We start from the raw sequence: 16,817 nt of genomic DNA, 5'->3' as shown, positions 1-16,817 counted from the left end.
GCTACTGCGGACAGTCCTGCTCGCACGAAGGCCACATTAAGTGGCCTTCGGCTCGTGCGGAACTTGTATCGAGCAAAGCCCCAAACCGCTCCCAGGTCGTTTACGTGGTTGTTTGCAACTGGTGGGTTAGGCCACTTGGCTGTGGCCTTGATTCTGCTGCAAAGCGGTGTTTGGCTGATATTTTGAATGGGAAGGGCTCGTTGTTGATTCGGGCCTCTTTTTATGTTGAGGGGACTTTGGGTTATGGCTAAGCGTTCTGGGTCGTATGTCGTTCCTTTCTCGTTTGATTTGCTTTCGTTTGGTGAGGCTGTGGGGCTTGCTGCCGATACGGGGCGGATTTCTGGGGATGCTGGTCCTCTGCTCGAGACGGTTGTCGATATGCTCGATGAGCTGGGGCGGCCGGACGAGTACTTTGATTGCATTCAGGTTGCCGGTACCAATGGCAAGACTTCGACCACGCGTTTTTCGGCTGCTATCCTTCGCGGCGAGGGGCTCAAGGCTGCGCTTTATACGTCTCCGCAGCTTGTTCGCTATCCCGAGCGCATGGAGGTCGATGGGCACGTCGTGAGCGATGAGGCGTTTGCCCGTGGCGTTTCTGCTGCTGTTGAGGCGGGGCATCGAGTGAATGCGCGCCGCGTGGTGGCGGGGGAGCGTGCCTATACCATCACGCCGTTTGACCTGCTGACGGCCGCCGCGCTTGTGGTGTTTGCCGAGGCTCGCGTGGATGTTGCCGTGCTCGAGGTCGGCATGGGCGGTCGCTGGGACGCCACGAGCGCGACCGATCCCGTTGCCGTTGCCATCACGGGCATCGGACTCGATCACACGCGCATTCTGGGCGATACGCTCGAGGCGATTGCGGGGGAGAAGGCCGCGGTCATTAAGCCCGGACGCCTGGTTGTGCTGGGCGAGGGCACGCATGAGCCGAGCGTTCAGCGCGTTATGGATGCCCGTTGTCGCGAGTGTGGTGTGGTGCCGCTGGTGGTGAGCCACGCCACGACCAAGGTGCCGGCGCATGTGGGGGATACGGTTGAGTTTAGCTGCACCACGCCGCGTGCGATTTATACGTCGAGCATGGTTAAGCCGGCGTATCAGCCGCAGAATGCCGCGTGCGCGATTATGCTCTGCGAGGGGTATCTGGGTCGCGAGCTCGACCACAAGGCGCTTGATGCTTCGCTTATGGGCTGTGCCACGCCGGGCCGTTTTGATGTGTTGGGAACCGACCCGCTCAAGCTGATCGACGCCTGCCATAACCCCCAGAGTTGCGAGAACTTTGTGAGCGCCTTGGACGAGATCGATCCGTGCGTAGAGAATCGCCCCACGTTGCTGTGCGCCGCGCTGGCAGACAAGGACGTGGCGGGTATCGTCGACGTGCTGATCCCGGCCTTCCCGCGCGTGGTCGTCACACAGACCGATTCCGATCGCGCCCTGCCGGCGGAGGAGCTTGCTGCCCTGGTGGATTCCGATAAGCTCGCAGGCGTGTACCCGAGCGTGTCCGAGGCCCTCGCAGCCTTTGAGGCCGCAGGCGAGCCTTTCGTAGCAGCAGGCACCATCACCCTGGCCGGCGAAGTTGCCGGTCTGCTCCGCTAGATCCCTTCCTCAGGGTAGCTAGTTTGCCTGCTCGCCACGAAATGGGCCTATCTACTACGTTTGATCGGCTACCCTCAACTATGCCGAGAATCGTAAAATCAAACCCGCAGGTAGAAGGCTTGCCAATTTTCAAAAAATACCCGCATGGCCGCCCCATGCGGGTTAAACGTAGTAGATAGGCCCATTTCGTGGCGACATTCATGTGATGCGGCAAAGGGGCTGTCCCTTTGCCGCATTGCCTAGTCTAGGCGGACCGGATCGTGGGGGTAGGCGTTGAGGATCTCGACGCCGCTCTCGGTGACCAGGGCAAGGTCCTCGATGCGGACGCCGGTGCGGCCGGGGAGGTAGATGCCCGGCTCGATGGAAAACGTCATGCCCGGCTCCACGACCTGCTCGTTGACGAGCGAGACGTCGCCCGGCTCGTGGTCTTGCAGGCCGATCGAGTGTCCCAGACGGTGCGTAAAGTACTTGCCATAACCCGCGTCCTCAATCACGTCGCGCGCGGCACGGTCCAGGTCGCACATGCGCACGCCCGGGGCGATGAGCGCCTCGGCGGCCTCGTTGGCGCGGCGCACGATGTCGTAGATGCGTGCCGTCTCCTCGTCCGGCTCGCCCCAAAAGAACGTGCGCGTCATGTCCGAGCAATAGTTGCGGCGACGCCCGCCAATGTCGAACAGCACCACGTCGCCACGCTTGAGTACCGTATCGTCTGGCTCGTGGTGCGGGTCGCCGGCGTTGGCGCCAAAGCTCACGATGGGCGGAAAGCTAAAGCCCTCGCAATCGTGCTTGCGATACAGGCCAAGCATCTGGTCGGCGATCTCGCGCTCTGTCACGCCTTCGTGGACGAGCTCGATCGCGTCGGCCATCACGGCGTCGTTAGCGGCCGAGGACACGCGCATAAGCTCCTGCTCGGCGGCGTCTTTGTAGGTTCGCGCGGCGGTCACGGCAAAATCGCCTAGGAAGAATTCGCTCGCGGCATGGCGCTCCATGAGGGGCATCAAGAAGCCGGAGCGCATGACGGTGTCGATGCCGAGCGGTTTGGTCGGATCAACCTCGCGAGCGATGGCGTCGGCCACGACGTCGGTATCGGTGTGGTACGCGACGCGGGCATTGTCATACTCGGGCAGCTGATGCAGCGCGTTGACCAAGATCACGGGCTCGCTACCGCGTGCGAGCAGTACGCCGCAAAAACGCTCGAACATATCGGCATAAAAGCCGGTCAGGTAATAAATCGACCACGGGTCGTTTACGAGCAGCTGCGCGCCGGGGTGATGAGCCTCGAGCGCATCGAGCACGCGTGCCACGCGCTGGTCATCGACATGTGCCATACATCGTCCTTTCGTTAGGTTGCCACCATGGTATCCCCAATGCCAGGGTAGTCAATTTGGGACGGGGCTATTTTAGCTGCGTCAAACATGCGAGCTGATAGGTAAAAGTAGTCAATATGGTCCCGTCCCAAATGGGCTGGTTTCAAAACTATGGCGGATTACGGGGCTGGACCTGTATTACTTGACCATGGGAAAAATCGCGAAATTAAAACCGCAGGTAGAAGGCTTATCAAAAATCGAAAATTGCCGGTATGGGTGGGAGTCTCCGAATCAGCCCCGTAATCCGGCATAGTTTTGAAATGGCACTAAAGTAGGCACAAGCTAAATACCGATCCCAAGGCAAGTTGCGGTGGAATAGCTCCTTGATGCCGGGGTTTTGGCGGAAATTGGGAACTATTTCGCCGCAATTTAGGGGGCGGGGCGGATGCGGGGTAGCTAAAAGAGCACCGTCCCAAACGAGCTGCTTAGGCCGGGTCGATGTCCATGCTGGCGATGAGGTCGGTACCGGTGTCTAGGAGGTTGGGGAGGACTACATCGCCCATGCGGATGGGGACTTTGACCACTAGGCCGCGGATGAGGTCCATGGTCTGGGCATGGAGTTCGAGCGGGATGGCCTCGGCCGTGCGCACGGGCAGCAGTGCCTCGTCGCCGCCTGATACCGCCACGGTGGTAGTGAGGACGCGCATGGGGCAGGTGAGCTCCTGATGTGCGAACTTATCGCCGCGCGGGCAGCTGTTGCCGGTCACGGCGCGCACCGTCGCCACGCGGTCGTCGGCCCCGCGCTCCACTTCCACCGTAAGGAGACACTCGGAGGGGCAGGTGGTGCAGTTGAACTGTAGCGTCTCGATCGCATTTGTGCTCATGGCTATGCCTCCTCGACGGGCTCGACGGAAAGGATAATCTCGCTGGCACCCAGGTCGAGCGCTCGCTGTATCACCTTTGCCGGCAGCGGGAAGCTTTCCATAACGCTCGGTTTAAACGCGCGGACCTTGCCCGTAAGCAGTTCCTCGTCGTCCGCCAGAATGCGCACGCGGGCGGCATCGACCGGCCGGCGCACGCGGAAGTTGAGCCTGGTGAGTGCCACGGCCGTAATGCGTCCCGGCAGCGCGTAGCCGGCGATGCCGGCAGGGGAGACCGTGAGCTGGCAGCCAGCGCCCGTTTCGACATCCGCGCCGGTCCCCAGCGCGTACGCCGCTGCAGCCGCACCGGCACGCTCGGACTCGGCCGTCACGTTATCGGCCAGGTCGTGCACGTGCAGCACGTTGCCGCAGGCAAAGATGCCTGGCACGTCCGTCTGCAGGCTCTGGTCCACCACGGCGCCGCGCGTGCGCGGGTCAAGCTCAACACCCGCGCCTACCGAAAGCTCGTTCTCGGGAATCAAACCTACCGAAAGCAGCAGCGTGTCGCACGGAACGATGTGCTCGGTCCCCGGAATGGGCGCCAGATTTTCGTCGACCTGGCTCACCTCGACGGCCTCCACGCGGTCGTGCCCAATCACGCGTGTGACGGTGGTGGACAGGTGCAGCGGAATGCCAAAATCGTCCAGGCAGTTCTTCACATTGCGGCGCAGGCCGTTGGCGTATGGCATAAGCTCGTACACGCCCTCGACCGAAATCCCCTCGAGCGTGCAGCGACGCGCCATGATGAGCCCAATGTCGCCCGAGCCTAAAATGACGGCGCGCGAGCCGGGCTTGAGGTTGTCGATGTTGATGTATCGCTGCGCCAGGCCGGCGGTAAACACGCCGGCGGGGCGGCTGCCGGGAATCTTGATCTCGCTGCGCGTGCGCTCGCGACACCCCATGGCAAGGACGACGGCGCGCCCGGTGAGCTGCAACATGCCGGCGGGGCTCATGAGCGTGACGGTGTGTGTCGAGGCTTCGCTCGCCGCGCCACTTGCGCCCGCGCCTGCGACTTTGTCCTCGCTTGAGTCGATCCCAATCACCATACTGTCCAGGAACAGTGCGATATCGGTTTTGCGCACCTGGTCGATAAAGCGCTGTGCGTACTCGGGACCGGTCAGTTCCTGCTTAAAGTGTGAGAGGCCAAAGCCCGGGTGGATGCACTGGCGCAGGATGCCGCCCAGGTGCTGCTCGCGCTCCACGATGGCCACGCGCGCTCCGGCCTTGTGTGCGGCAAGTGCGGCCGCCATGCCGGCAGGTCCGCCGCCGATAACGACTACGTCGAACGCCTGCGTCTGCACGGCGCCGGCAGCAATTGATGCCCTGTCGGCATCTGCGCAAGTGCACTCGACGCCCGATACCGCACCCATATCGATACTCGTCGCCATCCTAGCGCACCCCCTTCAAAGGTCCCTCAACGAGCCACGAGCCAGTGTCCTCCAGCAGCACCTCGCTGGGATCGCAGCCCAGCTCGCGGGCCAGAATCCGCACCACGCGGCTTTGGCAAAAGCCGCTCTGGCACCGACCCATGCCGGCACGGCAGCGGCGTTTGACGCCCTCGACCGAGACCGCACCCGGGCGGCGTCGAATCGCGGCCACGATTTCGGCCTCGGGCACCGTCTCGCAGCGGCAGACAATCTGCCCCCATGCAGGGTCGGACTCGATCAGCTCCTCCTTGCGCGCAAGCGGCGCACGGTCGAAGTCGTCCGGCGCGCGACGAATCGGATCCCAATCGGCCCGCTCGCGCAAAGCAACACCCGCCTCGCGCAGCACCTGCTCCATTCGCTCGGCAATGGCCGGAGCGCTCGCTACGCCCGGCGACTGAATGCCTGCCGCCTGGAACAGGCCTGGCACCACGGCGGACTGCCCAATAAAGAAGTCGTTCGTTCCCTTAATGACCGGACGCCCGCCGGCAAACGCTCGCACCACGCGGCGCGTGTCCAGATCGGGCACCAGCTTGCGCGCGCCGCTCAGCAGCGCGTCGACATCGCTCGCATAGGTCTGCGTGTCGCCCGCCTCGCGCACAGCGGCCGTCGCGGTGATCACCGTGTTGCCGTGGACGGTGCCCGTAACGATGACGCCCTTGGAAACCGGCGTGGGAACGGGGTAGAGCGGCATGAGTGCACGCGGCTCCTTGTCCAGCACCACAATGTTGCCCTGGCGCCAGACCATCTGGAACTCCTCGGCGCCCGCCATATGCGAGATGTCTGCGGCGCCGTTGCCCGCCGCGTTAATCAAATAGCGGCAGCGCACATCACCGGCCGGTGTCACCAGCGTAAAACGAGCGGTCCCGTCACCGCTCCTGTCGCCAGCGCCGGGAGCTACCTCGATCGTCTCCACCGGTGCGGAGCGCACAAACGTCACGCCGTTGGCTACGGCGTTCTCCATCGCGGCGATGGCGACCTCAAAGGGATCGACATAGCCGGTCGAGGGACACCACAGCGCGCACGTGGCCTGGGCGCTGGCGCGCGGCTCCAGCTCGTGGATGCGCTCGGCCCCGATGATCGCCAACTCGGGTACGCCGTTTGCCAGCCCGTTGCTTTGCAGCTGCTCCAGCTGCGCGCGGTCTTGGTCGCTAAAGCCCAGCACCATGGACCCGGTGCGGCAAAACAAAAAGCCCAGCTCCTGGGCCCACGTGCCATATAGCTCGCAGCCGCGGGCGTTGACCTGGGCCTTAACCGTGCCCGGCGCCGGATCGTAGCCGGCGTGCACCAGGCCGCCGTTGGCCTTCGACGCGCCCAGGGCAATGTCGTTGGCCGCCTCGACCACGCAGATGGACAGGTCATAGCGTGCGAGCTGCCGCGCGATGGCGCATCCGGTGATGCCCGCGCCCACAATCGCGATATCAAACGTTTCTGCCACAGTGCCTCCAAGACGAGTTGACAGGCTGTCAATAAGGCTATCCTACGGTGTGCGCATCCCCCGCGCAGCGGCAATGCGGCGAACAGCCCCGCTGCATCCGCCAACGGCAGGCGAGGGGAGACTCAGGTCAATCGGTGACCTCGTCTGGCACCCCTGTTGTCAAAGGTTTGTCTCGTTCTGTAACGGTAAGCAGAAGAGTTGGGTTCCAGATGTTACAGATCGATACGTTTGCCAGGCGGGCCCTCTGTTTGTCTTAATTTGTAACAGTAAGAGTAGAAAATCGGTCCTATGTGTTACAGATTGAGATTTAAAGTCAGGGAGAGGTCATCTGTCTCGATCTGTAACATCTTGGGATCGATTTGGGGTCTAGATGTTACAGATTTAGATGAACCCATCAGTCGGTTTCGAATGTCTAAATCTGTAACAGTTAGACCTGTTTTTGCCGAGTTGTTGTTACAGATTGAGATATTTAACGGAGGGCTCACCGTTCATCTTGATCTGTAACAGTAGGGACTGATTCTGGAGTCAAGATGTTACAGATTGAGATTTAAGTCGGGGAGAGAACGGTTTGTCTAATTCTGTAACATCTGGACCCGGATTCCGCTCTCACCTGTTACAGATTGAGATGTTTCTATCCGCCCATGCCTGCGACCTGCCAAATCGTTAACCCCCGTGTTACACTAACTCGAGTTGTAACTACCCCGAAAGGTATCCTAATGTCCAAGTACATCTCTGAGCTCATGTCGCCGCAGCTTATGGGCGTCATCTATGCCTTTGTTGGCTTTATCATCGCCCTGTACGTGCTGTCGGTCGTCTATGTGTTTATTGACGCCCGTCGCCGCGGCGCCAGCGCTTACGTGGCATGGGGCATCATTGCCCTCATCCCGTTTGTAGGCCTCATCGCCTACCTGGTCCTGCGCCCGCACTCCTATGCGGCCGACCGCGAGGAGCAGGAGCTGGACATGGCCTTGCGCGAGCGTCAGCTTGCCCAGTACGGCACCTGCCCGCAGTGCGGTGCGCCCATCGAGAAGGACTTTGTGGTCTGCCCGGTGTGCGACACCCAGGTTCGCAACGTGTGCCCCAGCTGCCATCGCCCGCTCGACGCGCACTGGAAGGTCTGCCCCTACTGCCGAACTCGCATTCAGTAGCGCATCCATCGCCGGGCCGGCCGCAAGCCACGGACACGCCGCGCGCCACGCGAACGCCGCACGCAGCCCCGCCCCCACACGATGAAGCATGCGTAGAAAATCGCCCGCCGTGCCATTCAGGTGCGGCGGGCGCTTGTATACCTAGGTAACCTGCCTATAATGATGCAAGTCAAAACGCACGCGCCGGCAAGCGCAATGCACACCGCACGGCGCCAAGCAGCACTTGCACAAGGCATCCGAGAGGAGAAAACATACCCATGAAGGCACTCTACAATGACGGTTCGGTGGCCGAGCTCCCGCAGGACGAGGTCACGCACGTCATCCGCCACTCCGCCGCGCACATCATGGCGCAGGCCATCAAGCGCCTGTACCCCCAGGCCGATTTTGCCTACGGCCCCGCGACCGACAACGGCTTTTACTACGACGTCGACCTGCCCGAGGGCGTCAAGATCAGCGAGGACGATTTCCCCGCGATCGAGGCCGAAATGAAAAAGATCGTCAAGGAGAACCTCAAGTTCTCCGTGTACGAGAAGTCCCGCGCCGAGGCCATCGCCCTTATGGAGGAGCGCGGCGAGAAGTACAAGGTCGAGCACATCGGCGATCTGGACGACGACGCCCGCATCACCTTCTACCAGCAGGGCGACTACATCGACATGTGCGTCGGCCCCCACATCTGCTACACCAAGGCCCTCAAGGCCTTTAAGCTCACCGGTGTCTCGGGCGCCTACTGGAAGGGCGACAAGGACAACAAGATGCTCACCCGCATCAACGGCGTCGCCTTTGCCACCAAGGAAGAGCTCGACGAGCACATGCGCATGCTGGAGGAGGCCAAGAAGCGCGACCACCGCAAGATCGGCCGCGAGATGGACCTCTTTATGATGCGCGATGAGGCCCCCGGCTTCCCGTTCTTCCTGCCCAACGGCATGATCCTTAAGAACACGCTGCTGGACTACTGGCGCGAGATCCACCACAAGGCCGGCTACGTGGAGATATCCACGCCGCTCATCATGAACAAGCAGCTGTGGAAGACCTCGGGCCATTGGGACCACTACAAGGACAACATGTACTCCACCGTCATCGACGACGAAGAGTACTGCATTAAGCCCATGAACTGCCCGGGCGGCGTGCTGGTGTACGCCTCCAAGCCGCACTCCTATCGCGAGCTGCCCATCCGCGCCGGCGAGATTGGCCTGGTGCACCGCCACGAGCTGCGCGGCGCCCTGCACGGCCTGTTCCGCGTTCGCTGCTTTAACCAGGACGACGCCCACCTGTTTGTGCGCCCCGACCAGCTGACCGACGAGATTGTGGGCGTGGTCAACCTCATCGACTCTGTGTACCAGAAGTTTGGCTTTAAGTATCACGTTGAGCTTTCCACCCGCCCCGAGGACTCCATGGGTTCTGACGAGGACTGGGCACGAGCCGAAGAGGGCCTGCGCACCGCTCTTGAGCAGCTGCACATGGACTACGAGGTCAACGAGGGCGACGGCGCCTTCTACGGCCCCAAGATCGACTTCCACCTGGAGGACTCGCTCGGCCGTACCTGGCAGTGCGGTACCGTGCAGCTCGACTTCCAGATGCCGCTCAACTTTGATCTGGAGTACGTGGACGCCGACGGCACCAAGAAGCGCCCCATTATGCTGCACCGCGTGTGCTTTGGCTCCATCGAGCGCTTTATTGGCATTCTGATCGAGCACTTTGCGGGCAAGTTCCCCACCTGGCTGGCTCCCGTGCAGGTCAAGGCGCTTCCGGTCTCCGAGAAGAGCCGCGACTATGCCCACGAGGTGTGCGCCAAGCTGGAGGAGGCCGGCATTCGCGTGGTCTGCGACGACCGCGACGAGAAGATCGGCTACAAGATCCGCGAGGCCCGCAGCATCGACCGCGTGCCCTATATGCTCATCCTGGGCGAGAAGGAGGTCGAGGCCGGCAACATCTCCGTCCGCGATCGCTCCAACGAGACCGTTCAGATGAGCGTTGACGAGTTTGTGGCCAAGGTGACCGAGGAGATTAAGACTCGCGCCTAGCACAAACAATACAAGAATTAACAAAGGCGATCGTCCTCGCGGGTGGTCGCCTTTTTTGTTGTGCAAAAAGGTACAGTTTTTCGTATCTTTCGACGAAGCTCGTTATACGGGTAAATTCAGATCGTTTTCCCAGCTTGCGCAAATTGCGGCGCGAGCGGGCACATCTCCATACCCCACTTCAAAAGCCTGTACTTTTGCGACTGCGCCTAGCTGCGAGCGAGAAGCCTGTTCTTAACGCCCCTGCATCCGTGTGTGTCGCGGACGCAAGTTAAGGGGCAAGGGATGGAACAGACAATGCGGCGCCAAGGGTGTTCGCGAGTCAGAGGTGGCTAAGGTACTCGCCCTTCTTGATTACTATGGCACTTCGCTTGGTATTGCTGGACGTAGTAGCAACCGCGCACGCAAGCTCATACTGGAGGGCGGGCTCGTCGTTCGGGAGATTTAGGTCAATTTGCTCTAAAAGTTGTTTTCCGAGTGGTCTCTTATCGTGCCTTTGCCTTAGGGTGCTTGGTTTTCATCCTCTAAAGATGTTCTTAAAACTGCCTTAAAGGCGTCCCGGCTCGCGTTGACGGCGTACAATACGCATGTTTGACTATGGCAAATGTGGAATTCAGGGGAGGGGTGCGCCATGGAGGTGCTGGTTGTTGGCAACACCGCATATGTTGACGATGACTTTTGTGCCAAGGCGTTCCCCGGGGACCACGTTAAGGTCGTCGCTGCCGCGGAAGCGCGCCGCGATGAATCGTCGCCCCATGCCTCGTGGAATGAGCTCATCCAGCACTTGGAGCAGGCCTACGAGTTCGACCGGGTGGTCTACCTATCCAATTACCTTACCCCGCATACCGATATCGTGGGCGATATCGAGCTGCTGCGCTCGGTCTTTCGTGCGTGCGCGGGTCGCCGGGTCCAGCTGCTGTATGTGGCGGGGCCCTCGGGTGCCGCGGGTGCCGCCGATACCACGGGGCGAACGGGCAAGGGCATTATCGCGCGCGCAGCCAACGACCTGTGCCGCTACTACGCTGCTCGCGAGGGCGTTCAAACCAAGATCCTGCGCGTGCCGTTCCTGTATACCGCGTCTGCCTCGCTGGATGATCCGTTTTTGGTGCCGCTGTTCGACGCGTGCTCAACCGGATCGGTCGCTTTGCAGGGCGCGGAGGACGCGCCGTTTCCGCTGCTGTGTGCCGAGGAACTCGCGGTGCTGGTGCATCGCATCTTTGACAGCTGGGACGCCTCCTTTGAGACGCTCGATGTTGCCGATACCTTCCATCACACGTCAGGTGAGGTGGGCGAGGCCCTCAAGGCGCTGTTCCCAGGGCTCTCAGTTGCCTATGGCGATTCTGCCGGCTATGCCCTGCCCGTCAGCGACATCGTTCGCGTTCGCTATGGCTGGTTTCAGCGCTACGACCCGTTTCGTGATCTTTCGACCATTCATGCTCGCTGGGATGCTGGCCGCGCAGGGAAGGTCAACCCCTTGCGCGCCGCCATCGACCGCATCCAGATGCACACGCTGCCTATTAAATGCCTGGAGACGGGCGTCGCCTGGGTCCTGTTCGAGGTGCTGGAGTATTTGTTCTCGCAATCTGCCCAGCTCAACGTGCTCGATTATCGCCTGCTTTACGTCGTGCTCATCGGCACGCTGTATGGCCTGGACTTTGGTCTGGTTGCGGCGCTGCTGGCATCGGTTGGGTTGGCTGTGAGCTACTTTACCCAGTATGGCTATACCTTCCAGGGCCTCTTTTACGAGCCGTCCAACTGGCTGCCGTTTATCGCGTACTTTGTGGTGGGTGCCGTATGCGGCTACGTGCAGCTGCGCAACAACGAGGCCATTAAGGTGGAGCGCGACCAAAACGAGCTCGTGCGTAATCGCAATACGTTCCTCACGCAGCTCTATCACGATGCTATCGAGGACAAGCGCACCTACAAGCGCCAGATTGTGGGGCGTCACGATAGCTTTGGCAAGATCTTTGCCGTGACGCAAGAGCTCGACGTGCTCAACCCGCGCGACATCTACCGCAAGTGCTGTGAGCTCATGGGTGAGATTCTCGAAAACAATTCGGTGACGATCTACCACGTTTCGGGCGGGGCGTTTGCACGTCTGGTGGCGGCGAGTCCCGTGATTGCCGAAGACGCCACGCGCTCGCTCACGCTTGAGCAACTTGCACCCCTTTTGGGCGGCGGGGGTCGTTCGAACCTGTGGGTCAATCGCGAGCTGACGCCGGGGCTTCCCATGTTTGGATATACGATCGAGCGCGACGGGGCGCCCGCCGTGTTGATCTTTGTGCGTCGTGCGGCCGAGAACCAAATGACGCTCTATTACCAAAACCTGTTCCGCATCTTGTGCGGACTGGTCGAAAGCGCGCTGGGGCGTGCCTTTGACTATGAGGCGGTGGCGCAGGATAAACGCTGCGTCGATGGCACGTGCGTGCTCAAGCAGGCGGCCTTTGGTCAAGAGCTCGCGGCCGAGCAGGCGCTGTCGGATGGCAAGATGGGCAGCTTTTTGCTCCTACGCGTGGTGCCGGGCATGGAGCCTGTCGGCGAGCTGGTGGGCGCAATTGGGTCGGCAATCCGCGAGAGCGATGCGGCGGGCCTGGTCGACGGTGACGTGCTTTACCTGCTTATGCGCCAGGCAAAGGCGTGCGACCTCCCCATTATCCGCGAGCGCCTGAGCGCGAAGCGGATTGCGGTGGAGCCCGTCGACGGCGAGGACATCGTGGCGCTTCTGCAGCACATCGCTGACACCGGTGACGGTGAGGGGGATGTCGCTTGATCTCGCTTGTCGTTGCTGCCGTCTTGCTGCTGATTCATGCGCTGGTTTGTCTGGTGTTGTGGACGCTTATGAAGTTGGGCCTGCTGCCGGTGCGCGGGCATATGCTGGCCGTGATGGTACTCGTGCCGTTGTGGGGACCGCTGCTGGTGGTGCTGCTTGTCACGCGTAGCGCCGTGTTTGGCGCGGACCTTAAGGACGCCACGCTAGAGTCGCTGCGCATTAACGACGAGCTGCATCGCAGCATCTTGGTCCACGACCGTGAAGCCGATGCGGGCGTGATCCCGCTCGAGGAGGCGCTCATCGTCAACGACCCGGCAGACCGGCGCCGCCTCATGCTCTCCATGCTCACCGAGGAGCCCGATGCGTACCTGGCGCAGCTGCAGGCGGCTAAGCTGAACGACGACGTTGAAGTGGCGCACTATGCCGCGACGGCGGTGGCGCAGATCTCCAAGGAGTCCGACCTTAAACTGCAGCAGCTGGAGCGCGCCTTTAAGACCGACCCGAGCGCGCAAAACCTCAACGAATACTGCGATTTTCTTGGTGAGTATTTAGACTCGGGTTTGGCTGAGGGGCGCGTGGCTCAGATTCAGCGTCAACAGTACGCACGTCTGCTTGCGCGCCGCTGCGAGCGCGAGGACACCTTTGAGCTGCGTATTCGGTATGCGACGGCGCTGGCCGATGTCGGACAGATCGACGAGGCGCAGGCCGTGACCGACCAGCTCGTGCTCGACGCGCCCGAGGAGCAGGAGGTTTGGATGCTTTACCTGCGCCTGGCCGTGATGCGCCGCGACGGTGACGAGGTCCACCGCGTGATCGATGCGATCGACAAACAGCATGTGTACTTGAGCGCCGCCAACCGCGAGGAGCTGGCTTTTTGGCGCGACGGGGAGGAGGCCCGATGAGCGTGGTTCAGCATATCCGCGACCGTGCGGGCCATTTTCGCTGGATGGGCCTGCTCGTGGTGTGGGCGGTCTTTATTGCCATGGCCGCCGTGCTGCTGGTGGAGCGTGCCGGCGTGCAGTACAGTGCGGGCCAGCATAAGCTGGGGATGCTTGCCGCCAACGATGCGGTGCCGGCCTCCTCGGCAATATTTGGTCAAAAGCCCACGTGCCTGGTCATTACTGATTCCGACCAGGCGGGTGTCGAGGACGTAAAGGAGCAGTTCGACCAGATTCTGCTCGACATGAAGATCGCGCACCGCGACGTGGACCTTGCCCTGGACGGCGCGGATGCCATTCCCTCGCTGACGTCGTTTGACCGCGTGATTTTGCTTATGCCATCCCTCGATGCGCTGGGCACGCACCTCACCGACCTGATGAGCTGGGTGAATGCTGGCGGCTCGCTCATGCTGGGTATGACGCCGGAGAACTCCGGCTATATGCAAGCCGTTGCACCCAAGTTTGGCATCGATACCGTTGGATATGAGTACACCACGGCAGAAAGTATCGTCCCGAGCAAGGACTTTATGATCGGTGGTGGCCAGCGCTACGAGTTATCGGACCCCTTTAAATCGTCACTGCTGGTTTCGCTGCGCGAGACGGCGCACGTGTGGGCCAAAACCGGCGATACGGGTACGCCCCTTGTTTGGTCGAGCGATTGCGGCAGCGGACATACCGTGGTGTGCAACTTTGGCATTTACAGCAAGGTCATGCGCGGGTTTTACGCCGCGGCGATCAGCTTGCTCGGCGATGCCACGGCCTACCCGGTCATCAACAGCGCCGTCTTCTATCTGGATGACTTTCCCAGCCCCGTGCCCTCGGGCGACGGCACCTACATCAAGCGCGACTACGGGCTTTCCATCGCCGACTTTTATGCCAAGGTCTGGTGGCCCGATCTGCAAAAGCTCGCGCAAAAATACGGCATTCGCTATACCGGCGTGATGATCGAAAACTACGAGGACGCGGTCAATCGGACCGAGCCCGCGCGCCAGGCCGATACCACGCAGTTTCGCTACTTTGGCGGCATGCTGCTGCAGATGGGCGGAGAGCTGGGCTTTCACGGCTACAACCATCAGCCGCTGGCGCTCTGGGATACCGACTATGGCACGCTGTACGACTACAAGACGTGGAAGAACAAGGAGACGCTTGTTGCATCGCTCAACGAGCTTATCGCCTTTCAGGACGAGGTGCTACCCAACGCGCACGGTTCGGTCTACGTGCCGCCGTCAAATATCCTTTCGGCCCGCGCTCGCAAGATTATTGGCGAGGACGTGCCGCGCATTAAGACCATCGCCAGTACGTATTTTGAGGATGGTACCGACCTGCCGTACGTGCAGGAGTTTAGCGTGGCGAGCGATGGCATTGTGGAGCAGCCGCGTATTGTCTCGGGCGGCATGGTCGACGATTCCTATATGCGCCTGGCTGCCGTGTCCGAGCTCAACATGCACTACGTGAGCACGCACTTTATGCACCCGGACGACCTGCTCGATCCCGATCGCGGCGCCAGGCAAGGCTGGGAGGTCTACAAGGGCGGCCTGACCGACTACCTGGACTGGCTTACCAAGTCTGCGCCCGACCTGCGTCGCCAGACCGGCTCGGAATGCTCGGGCGCCATCCAGCGCTTTTCGTCCGTGACGGTGAGCGTGGATACAGACGCGGATGCCTGGACGCTTAACCTGGGCAATTTTCACGACGAGGCGTGGCTCATGTTCCGCGCCAATAACGGCGAGCCGGGTGCAGTCACGGGTGGCGAGATTACGCATCTGACGGGCGACCTGTACCTGGTCAAAGCTACGGACAAGACGGTGACCATTGCGCGCAAGGAGGGTAGCGACAAATGAGAATCTGCTTGGTGCTCGAAGGTTGCTACCCCTATGTGCACGGTGGCGTGTCCACCTGGATGCATGGCTATATACAGGCCATGCCCGAGCACGAGTTTGTGCTGTGGGTGATTGGCGCGCATGCGGCCGACCGCGGCAAGTTTGTCTACGAGCTGCCCAAAAACGTTGTCGAGGTGCACGAGGTGTTTCTGGACGACGCCCTGCGTCTTTCGGGCGAGCAGGAAGAGGCGGACTTTAACGACCGCGAGCGCGAGGCACTGCGCCGCCTGGTGTCGCTTTCCAATCCGGATTGGGACATGCTGTTCGATATCTTCCAGCGTCGTCGCGTGCATCCGCTCTCGTTTTTGCAGAGCCGCACGTTTATGGATATCTTTCGCGACGTGTGCCTGGCCGAGTACCCCTACACGCCTTTTGCCGACGCATTCCATACCATGCGCTCCATGTTGCTGCCCGTGCTCTACCTGCTGGGCGGCGAGGTGCCGGTGGCCGATGTGTACCACGCCATCTCGACCGGCTACGGCGGCCTGCTCGCCTGCCTGGGCTCAAGCGTTCATCATGCGCCGGTGTTGCTCACCGAGCACGGCATCTACACGCGCGAGCGCGAGGAGGAGATTATTCGCGCCGACTGGGTGGTGCCGTCGTTTAAGGACCGCTGGATTCGCTTTTTCTACCTGCTTTCGGAGGAGATCTACCGTCGCGCCTTCCGCGTGACCAGTTTGTTTCATAACGCCCGCAAGACGCAGATCGATATGGGCTGCGATGCGGACAAATGCCTGGTCATCCCCAATGGCATTCAGTTCGACCGCTTTAAGGACATTCCCTTAAAGCCTGATGACGGCTGGGTTGACATTGGCGCGGTGGTGCGCCTGGCGCCCATCAAGGACGTTAAGACCATGATCTATGCCTTCTTTGAACTGCACGAGCGCGTCCCTAAGGTGCGCCTGCATATCATGGGCGGCGTGGACGACGAGGAGTACGGCGCCGAGTGCCACGCGCTGGTCGATACCCTGGGCGTGCGCGACCTGATCTTTACCGGCCGCGTCAACGTGGTCGAGTACATGGAAAAGCTGGACTTTACCATTTTGACGAGCATCTCCGAGGGCCAGCCGCTCAGCGTGCTGGAGTCGCTTGCCGCGCGTCGTCCCTGCGTGACGACCGAGGTGGGCTGCTGCCGTGAGCTGCTCGAAGGCGCCCCGGGCGACGGCTTTGGCGTGGCGGGATTTGTGACGCCGCCTATGTATCGCAAGGGCTTGGCCGATGCCATGGAGCGCATGTGCGCAAGCCGTGCCCGCCGTATCGAGATGGGGGAGCGCGGCCAGCGTCGCGTTGCCACGTACTTTTTGCACGAGCAGATGCTCGCCAACTATCGCGCGCTGTACGACGAGACGGCGCGTGCGTATGATTTGCCCAGAGAGGGGGAGTAGCC

Annotated in this window: 11 protein-coding genes; 7 read left to right on the top strand and 4 right to left on the bottom strand. The window is 61.3% G+C overall.

Features of this window, described 5'->3' with window-relative positions; genetic code table 11:
- The first annotated feature begins 243 nt into the window (after positions 1-243).
- On the top strand, positions 244-1,587 hold the full coding sequence (locus ACTM86_RS05755; protein WP_441016179.1) for a bifunctional folylpolyglutamate synthase/dihydrofolate synthase: 1,344 nt from the start codon (positions 244-246) through the stop codon (positions 1,585-1,587).
- Between the two features lie 239 nt (positions 1,588-1,826).
- Here ACTM86_RS05755 and ACTM86_RS05750 read toward each other — a convergent pair whose 3' ends face one another.
- From ACTM86_RS05750 to ACTM86_RS05735, 4 genes are all read right to left on the bottom strand, one after another.
- Positions 1,827-2,915 (bottom strand): M24 family metallopeptidase, encoded by a 1,089-nt coding sequence (locus ACTM86_RS05750; RefSeq protein WP_441016176.1) that lies wholly within the window; start codon positions 2,913-2,915, stop codon positions 1,827-1,829.
- 464 nt (positions 2,916-3,379) lie between these two features.
- Positions 3,380-3,778: a DUF1667 domain-containing protein gene (locus ACTM86_RS05745; RefSeq protein ID WP_427793828.1), complete on the bottom strand. Its 399-nt coding sequence runs from the start codon at positions 3,776-3,778 to the stop codon at positions 3,380-3,382.
- A 2-nt stretch (positions 3,779-3,780) separates the two neighbouring features.
- The gene (locus tag ACTM86_RS05740; RefSeq protein WP_441016173.1) at positions 3,781-5,202 is read right to left on the bottom strand and encodes an NAD(P)/FAD-dependent oxidoreductase; all 1,422 of its coding nucleotides are present in this window, start codon (positions 5,200-5,202) and stop codon (positions 3,781-3,783) included.
- A gap of 1 nt (position 5,203) precedes the next feature.
- A complete protein-coding gene (locus ACTM86_RS05735; protein ID WP_441016170.1) occupies positions 5,204-6,676 on the bottom strand; it encodes an NAD(P)/FAD-dependent oxidoreductase in 1,473 nt (490 codons plus the stop codon).
- Positions 6,677-7,392: 716 nt separating this feature from the next.
- Between ACTM86_RS05735 and ACTM86_RS05730 the strand changes: the two genes are divergently transcribed.
- The 6 genes from ACTM86_RS05730 to pelF all read left to right on the top strand — a co-directional run bounded on the left by ACTM86_RS05730 (position 7,393) and on the right by pelF (position 16,815).
- Complete coding sequence (locus tag ACTM86_RS05730; protein WP_006234085.1) at positions 7,393-7,824, top strand: double zinc ribbon domain-containing protein; 432 nt, start codon at positions 7,393-7,395, stop codon at positions 7,822-7,824.
- A gap of 257 nt (positions 7,825-8,081) precedes the next feature.
- Complete coding sequence (gene thrS / locus ACTM86_RS05725; protein WP_441016167.1) at positions 8,082-9,845, top strand: threonine--tRNA ligase; 1,764 nt, start codon at positions 8,082-8,084, stop codon at positions 9,843-9,845.
- Between the two features lie 628 nt (positions 9,846-10,473).
- Complete coding sequence (locus ACTM86_RS05720) at positions 10,474-12,612, top strand: DUF4118 domain-containing protein (protein ID WP_441016164.1); 2,139 nt, start codon at positions 10,474-10,476, stop codon at positions 12,610-12,612.
- Positions 12,609-13,514, top strand: coding sequence for a hypothetical protein (locus tag ACTM86_RS05715; RefSeq protein ID WP_441016162.1), 906 nt, complete (start codon positions 12,609-12,611; stop codon positions 13,512-13,514). The genes ACTM86_RS05720 and ACTM86_RS05715 overlap by 4 nt, the downstream gene beginning before the upstream one ends.
- Positions 13,511-15,391 (top strand): DUF2194 domain-containing protein, encoded by a 1,881-nt coding sequence (locus ACTM86_RS05710; protein WP_441016159.1) that lies wholly within the window; start codon positions 13,511-13,513, stop codon positions 15,389-15,391. Before ACTM86_RS05715 ends, ACTM86_RS05710 begins: the two co-directional genes overlap by 4 nt.
- The gene (pelF, locus tag ACTM86_RS05705; protein WP_441016156.1) at positions 15,388-16,815 is read left to right on the top strand and encodes a GT4 family glycosyltransferase PelF; all 1,428 of its coding nucleotides are present in this window, start codon (positions 15,388-15,390) and stop codon (positions 16,813-16,815) included. Before ACTM86_RS05710 ends, pelF begins: the two co-directional genes overlap by 4 nt.
- Positions 16,816-16,817 lie beyond the last annotated feature (2 nt).

It is taken from the genome of Collinsella sp. HCP3S3_E11 (assembly GCF_052067375.1).
Lineage (GTDB): Bacteria > Actinomycetota > Coriobacteriia > Coriobacteriales > Coriobacteriaceae > Collinsella.
The sequence above is the reverse complement of the archived record's forward strand: the minus strand, read 5'-3'. Positions and strand labels throughout refer to the sequence as shown.

Bases quoted from the DNA above. Each gene is read 5' to 3' on its own strand.
- ACTM86_RS05755 (WP_441016179.1), top strand. From the start codon at position 244: ATGGCTAAGCGTTCTGGGTCGTATGTCGTTCCTTTCTCGTTTGATTTG.
- ACTM86_RS05750 (WP_441016176.1), bottom strand. From the start codon at position 2,915: ATGGCACATGTCGATGACCAGCGCGTGGCACGCGTGCTCGATGCGCTC.
- ACTM86_RS05745 (WP_427793828.1), bottom strand. From the start codon at position 3,778: ATGAGCACAAATGCGATCGAGACGCTACAGTTCAACTGCACCACCTGC.
- ACTM86_RS05740 (WP_441016173.1), bottom strand. From the start codon at position 5,202: ATGGCGACGAGTATCGATATGGGTGCGGTATCGGGCGTCGAGTGCACT.
- ACTM86_RS05730 (WP_006234085.1), top strand. From the start codon at position 7,393: ATGTCCAAGTACATCTCTGAGCTCATGTCGCCGCAGCTTATGGGCGTC.
- thrS (WP_441016167.1), top strand. From the start codon at position 8,082: ATGAAGGCACTCTACAATGACGGTTCGGTGGCCGAGCTCCCGCAGGAC.
- ACTM86_RS05720 (WP_441016164.1), top strand. From the start codon at position 10,474: ATGGAGGTGCTGGTTGTTGGCAACACCGCATATGTTGACGATGACTTT.
- ACTM86_RS05710 (WP_441016159.1), top strand. From the start codon at position 13,511: ATGAGCGTGGTTCAGCATATCCGCGACCGTGCGGGCCATTTTCGCTGG.
- pelF (WP_441016156.1), top strand. From the start codon at position 15,388: ATGAGAATCTGCTTGGTGCTCGAAGGTTGCTACCCCTATGTGCACGGT.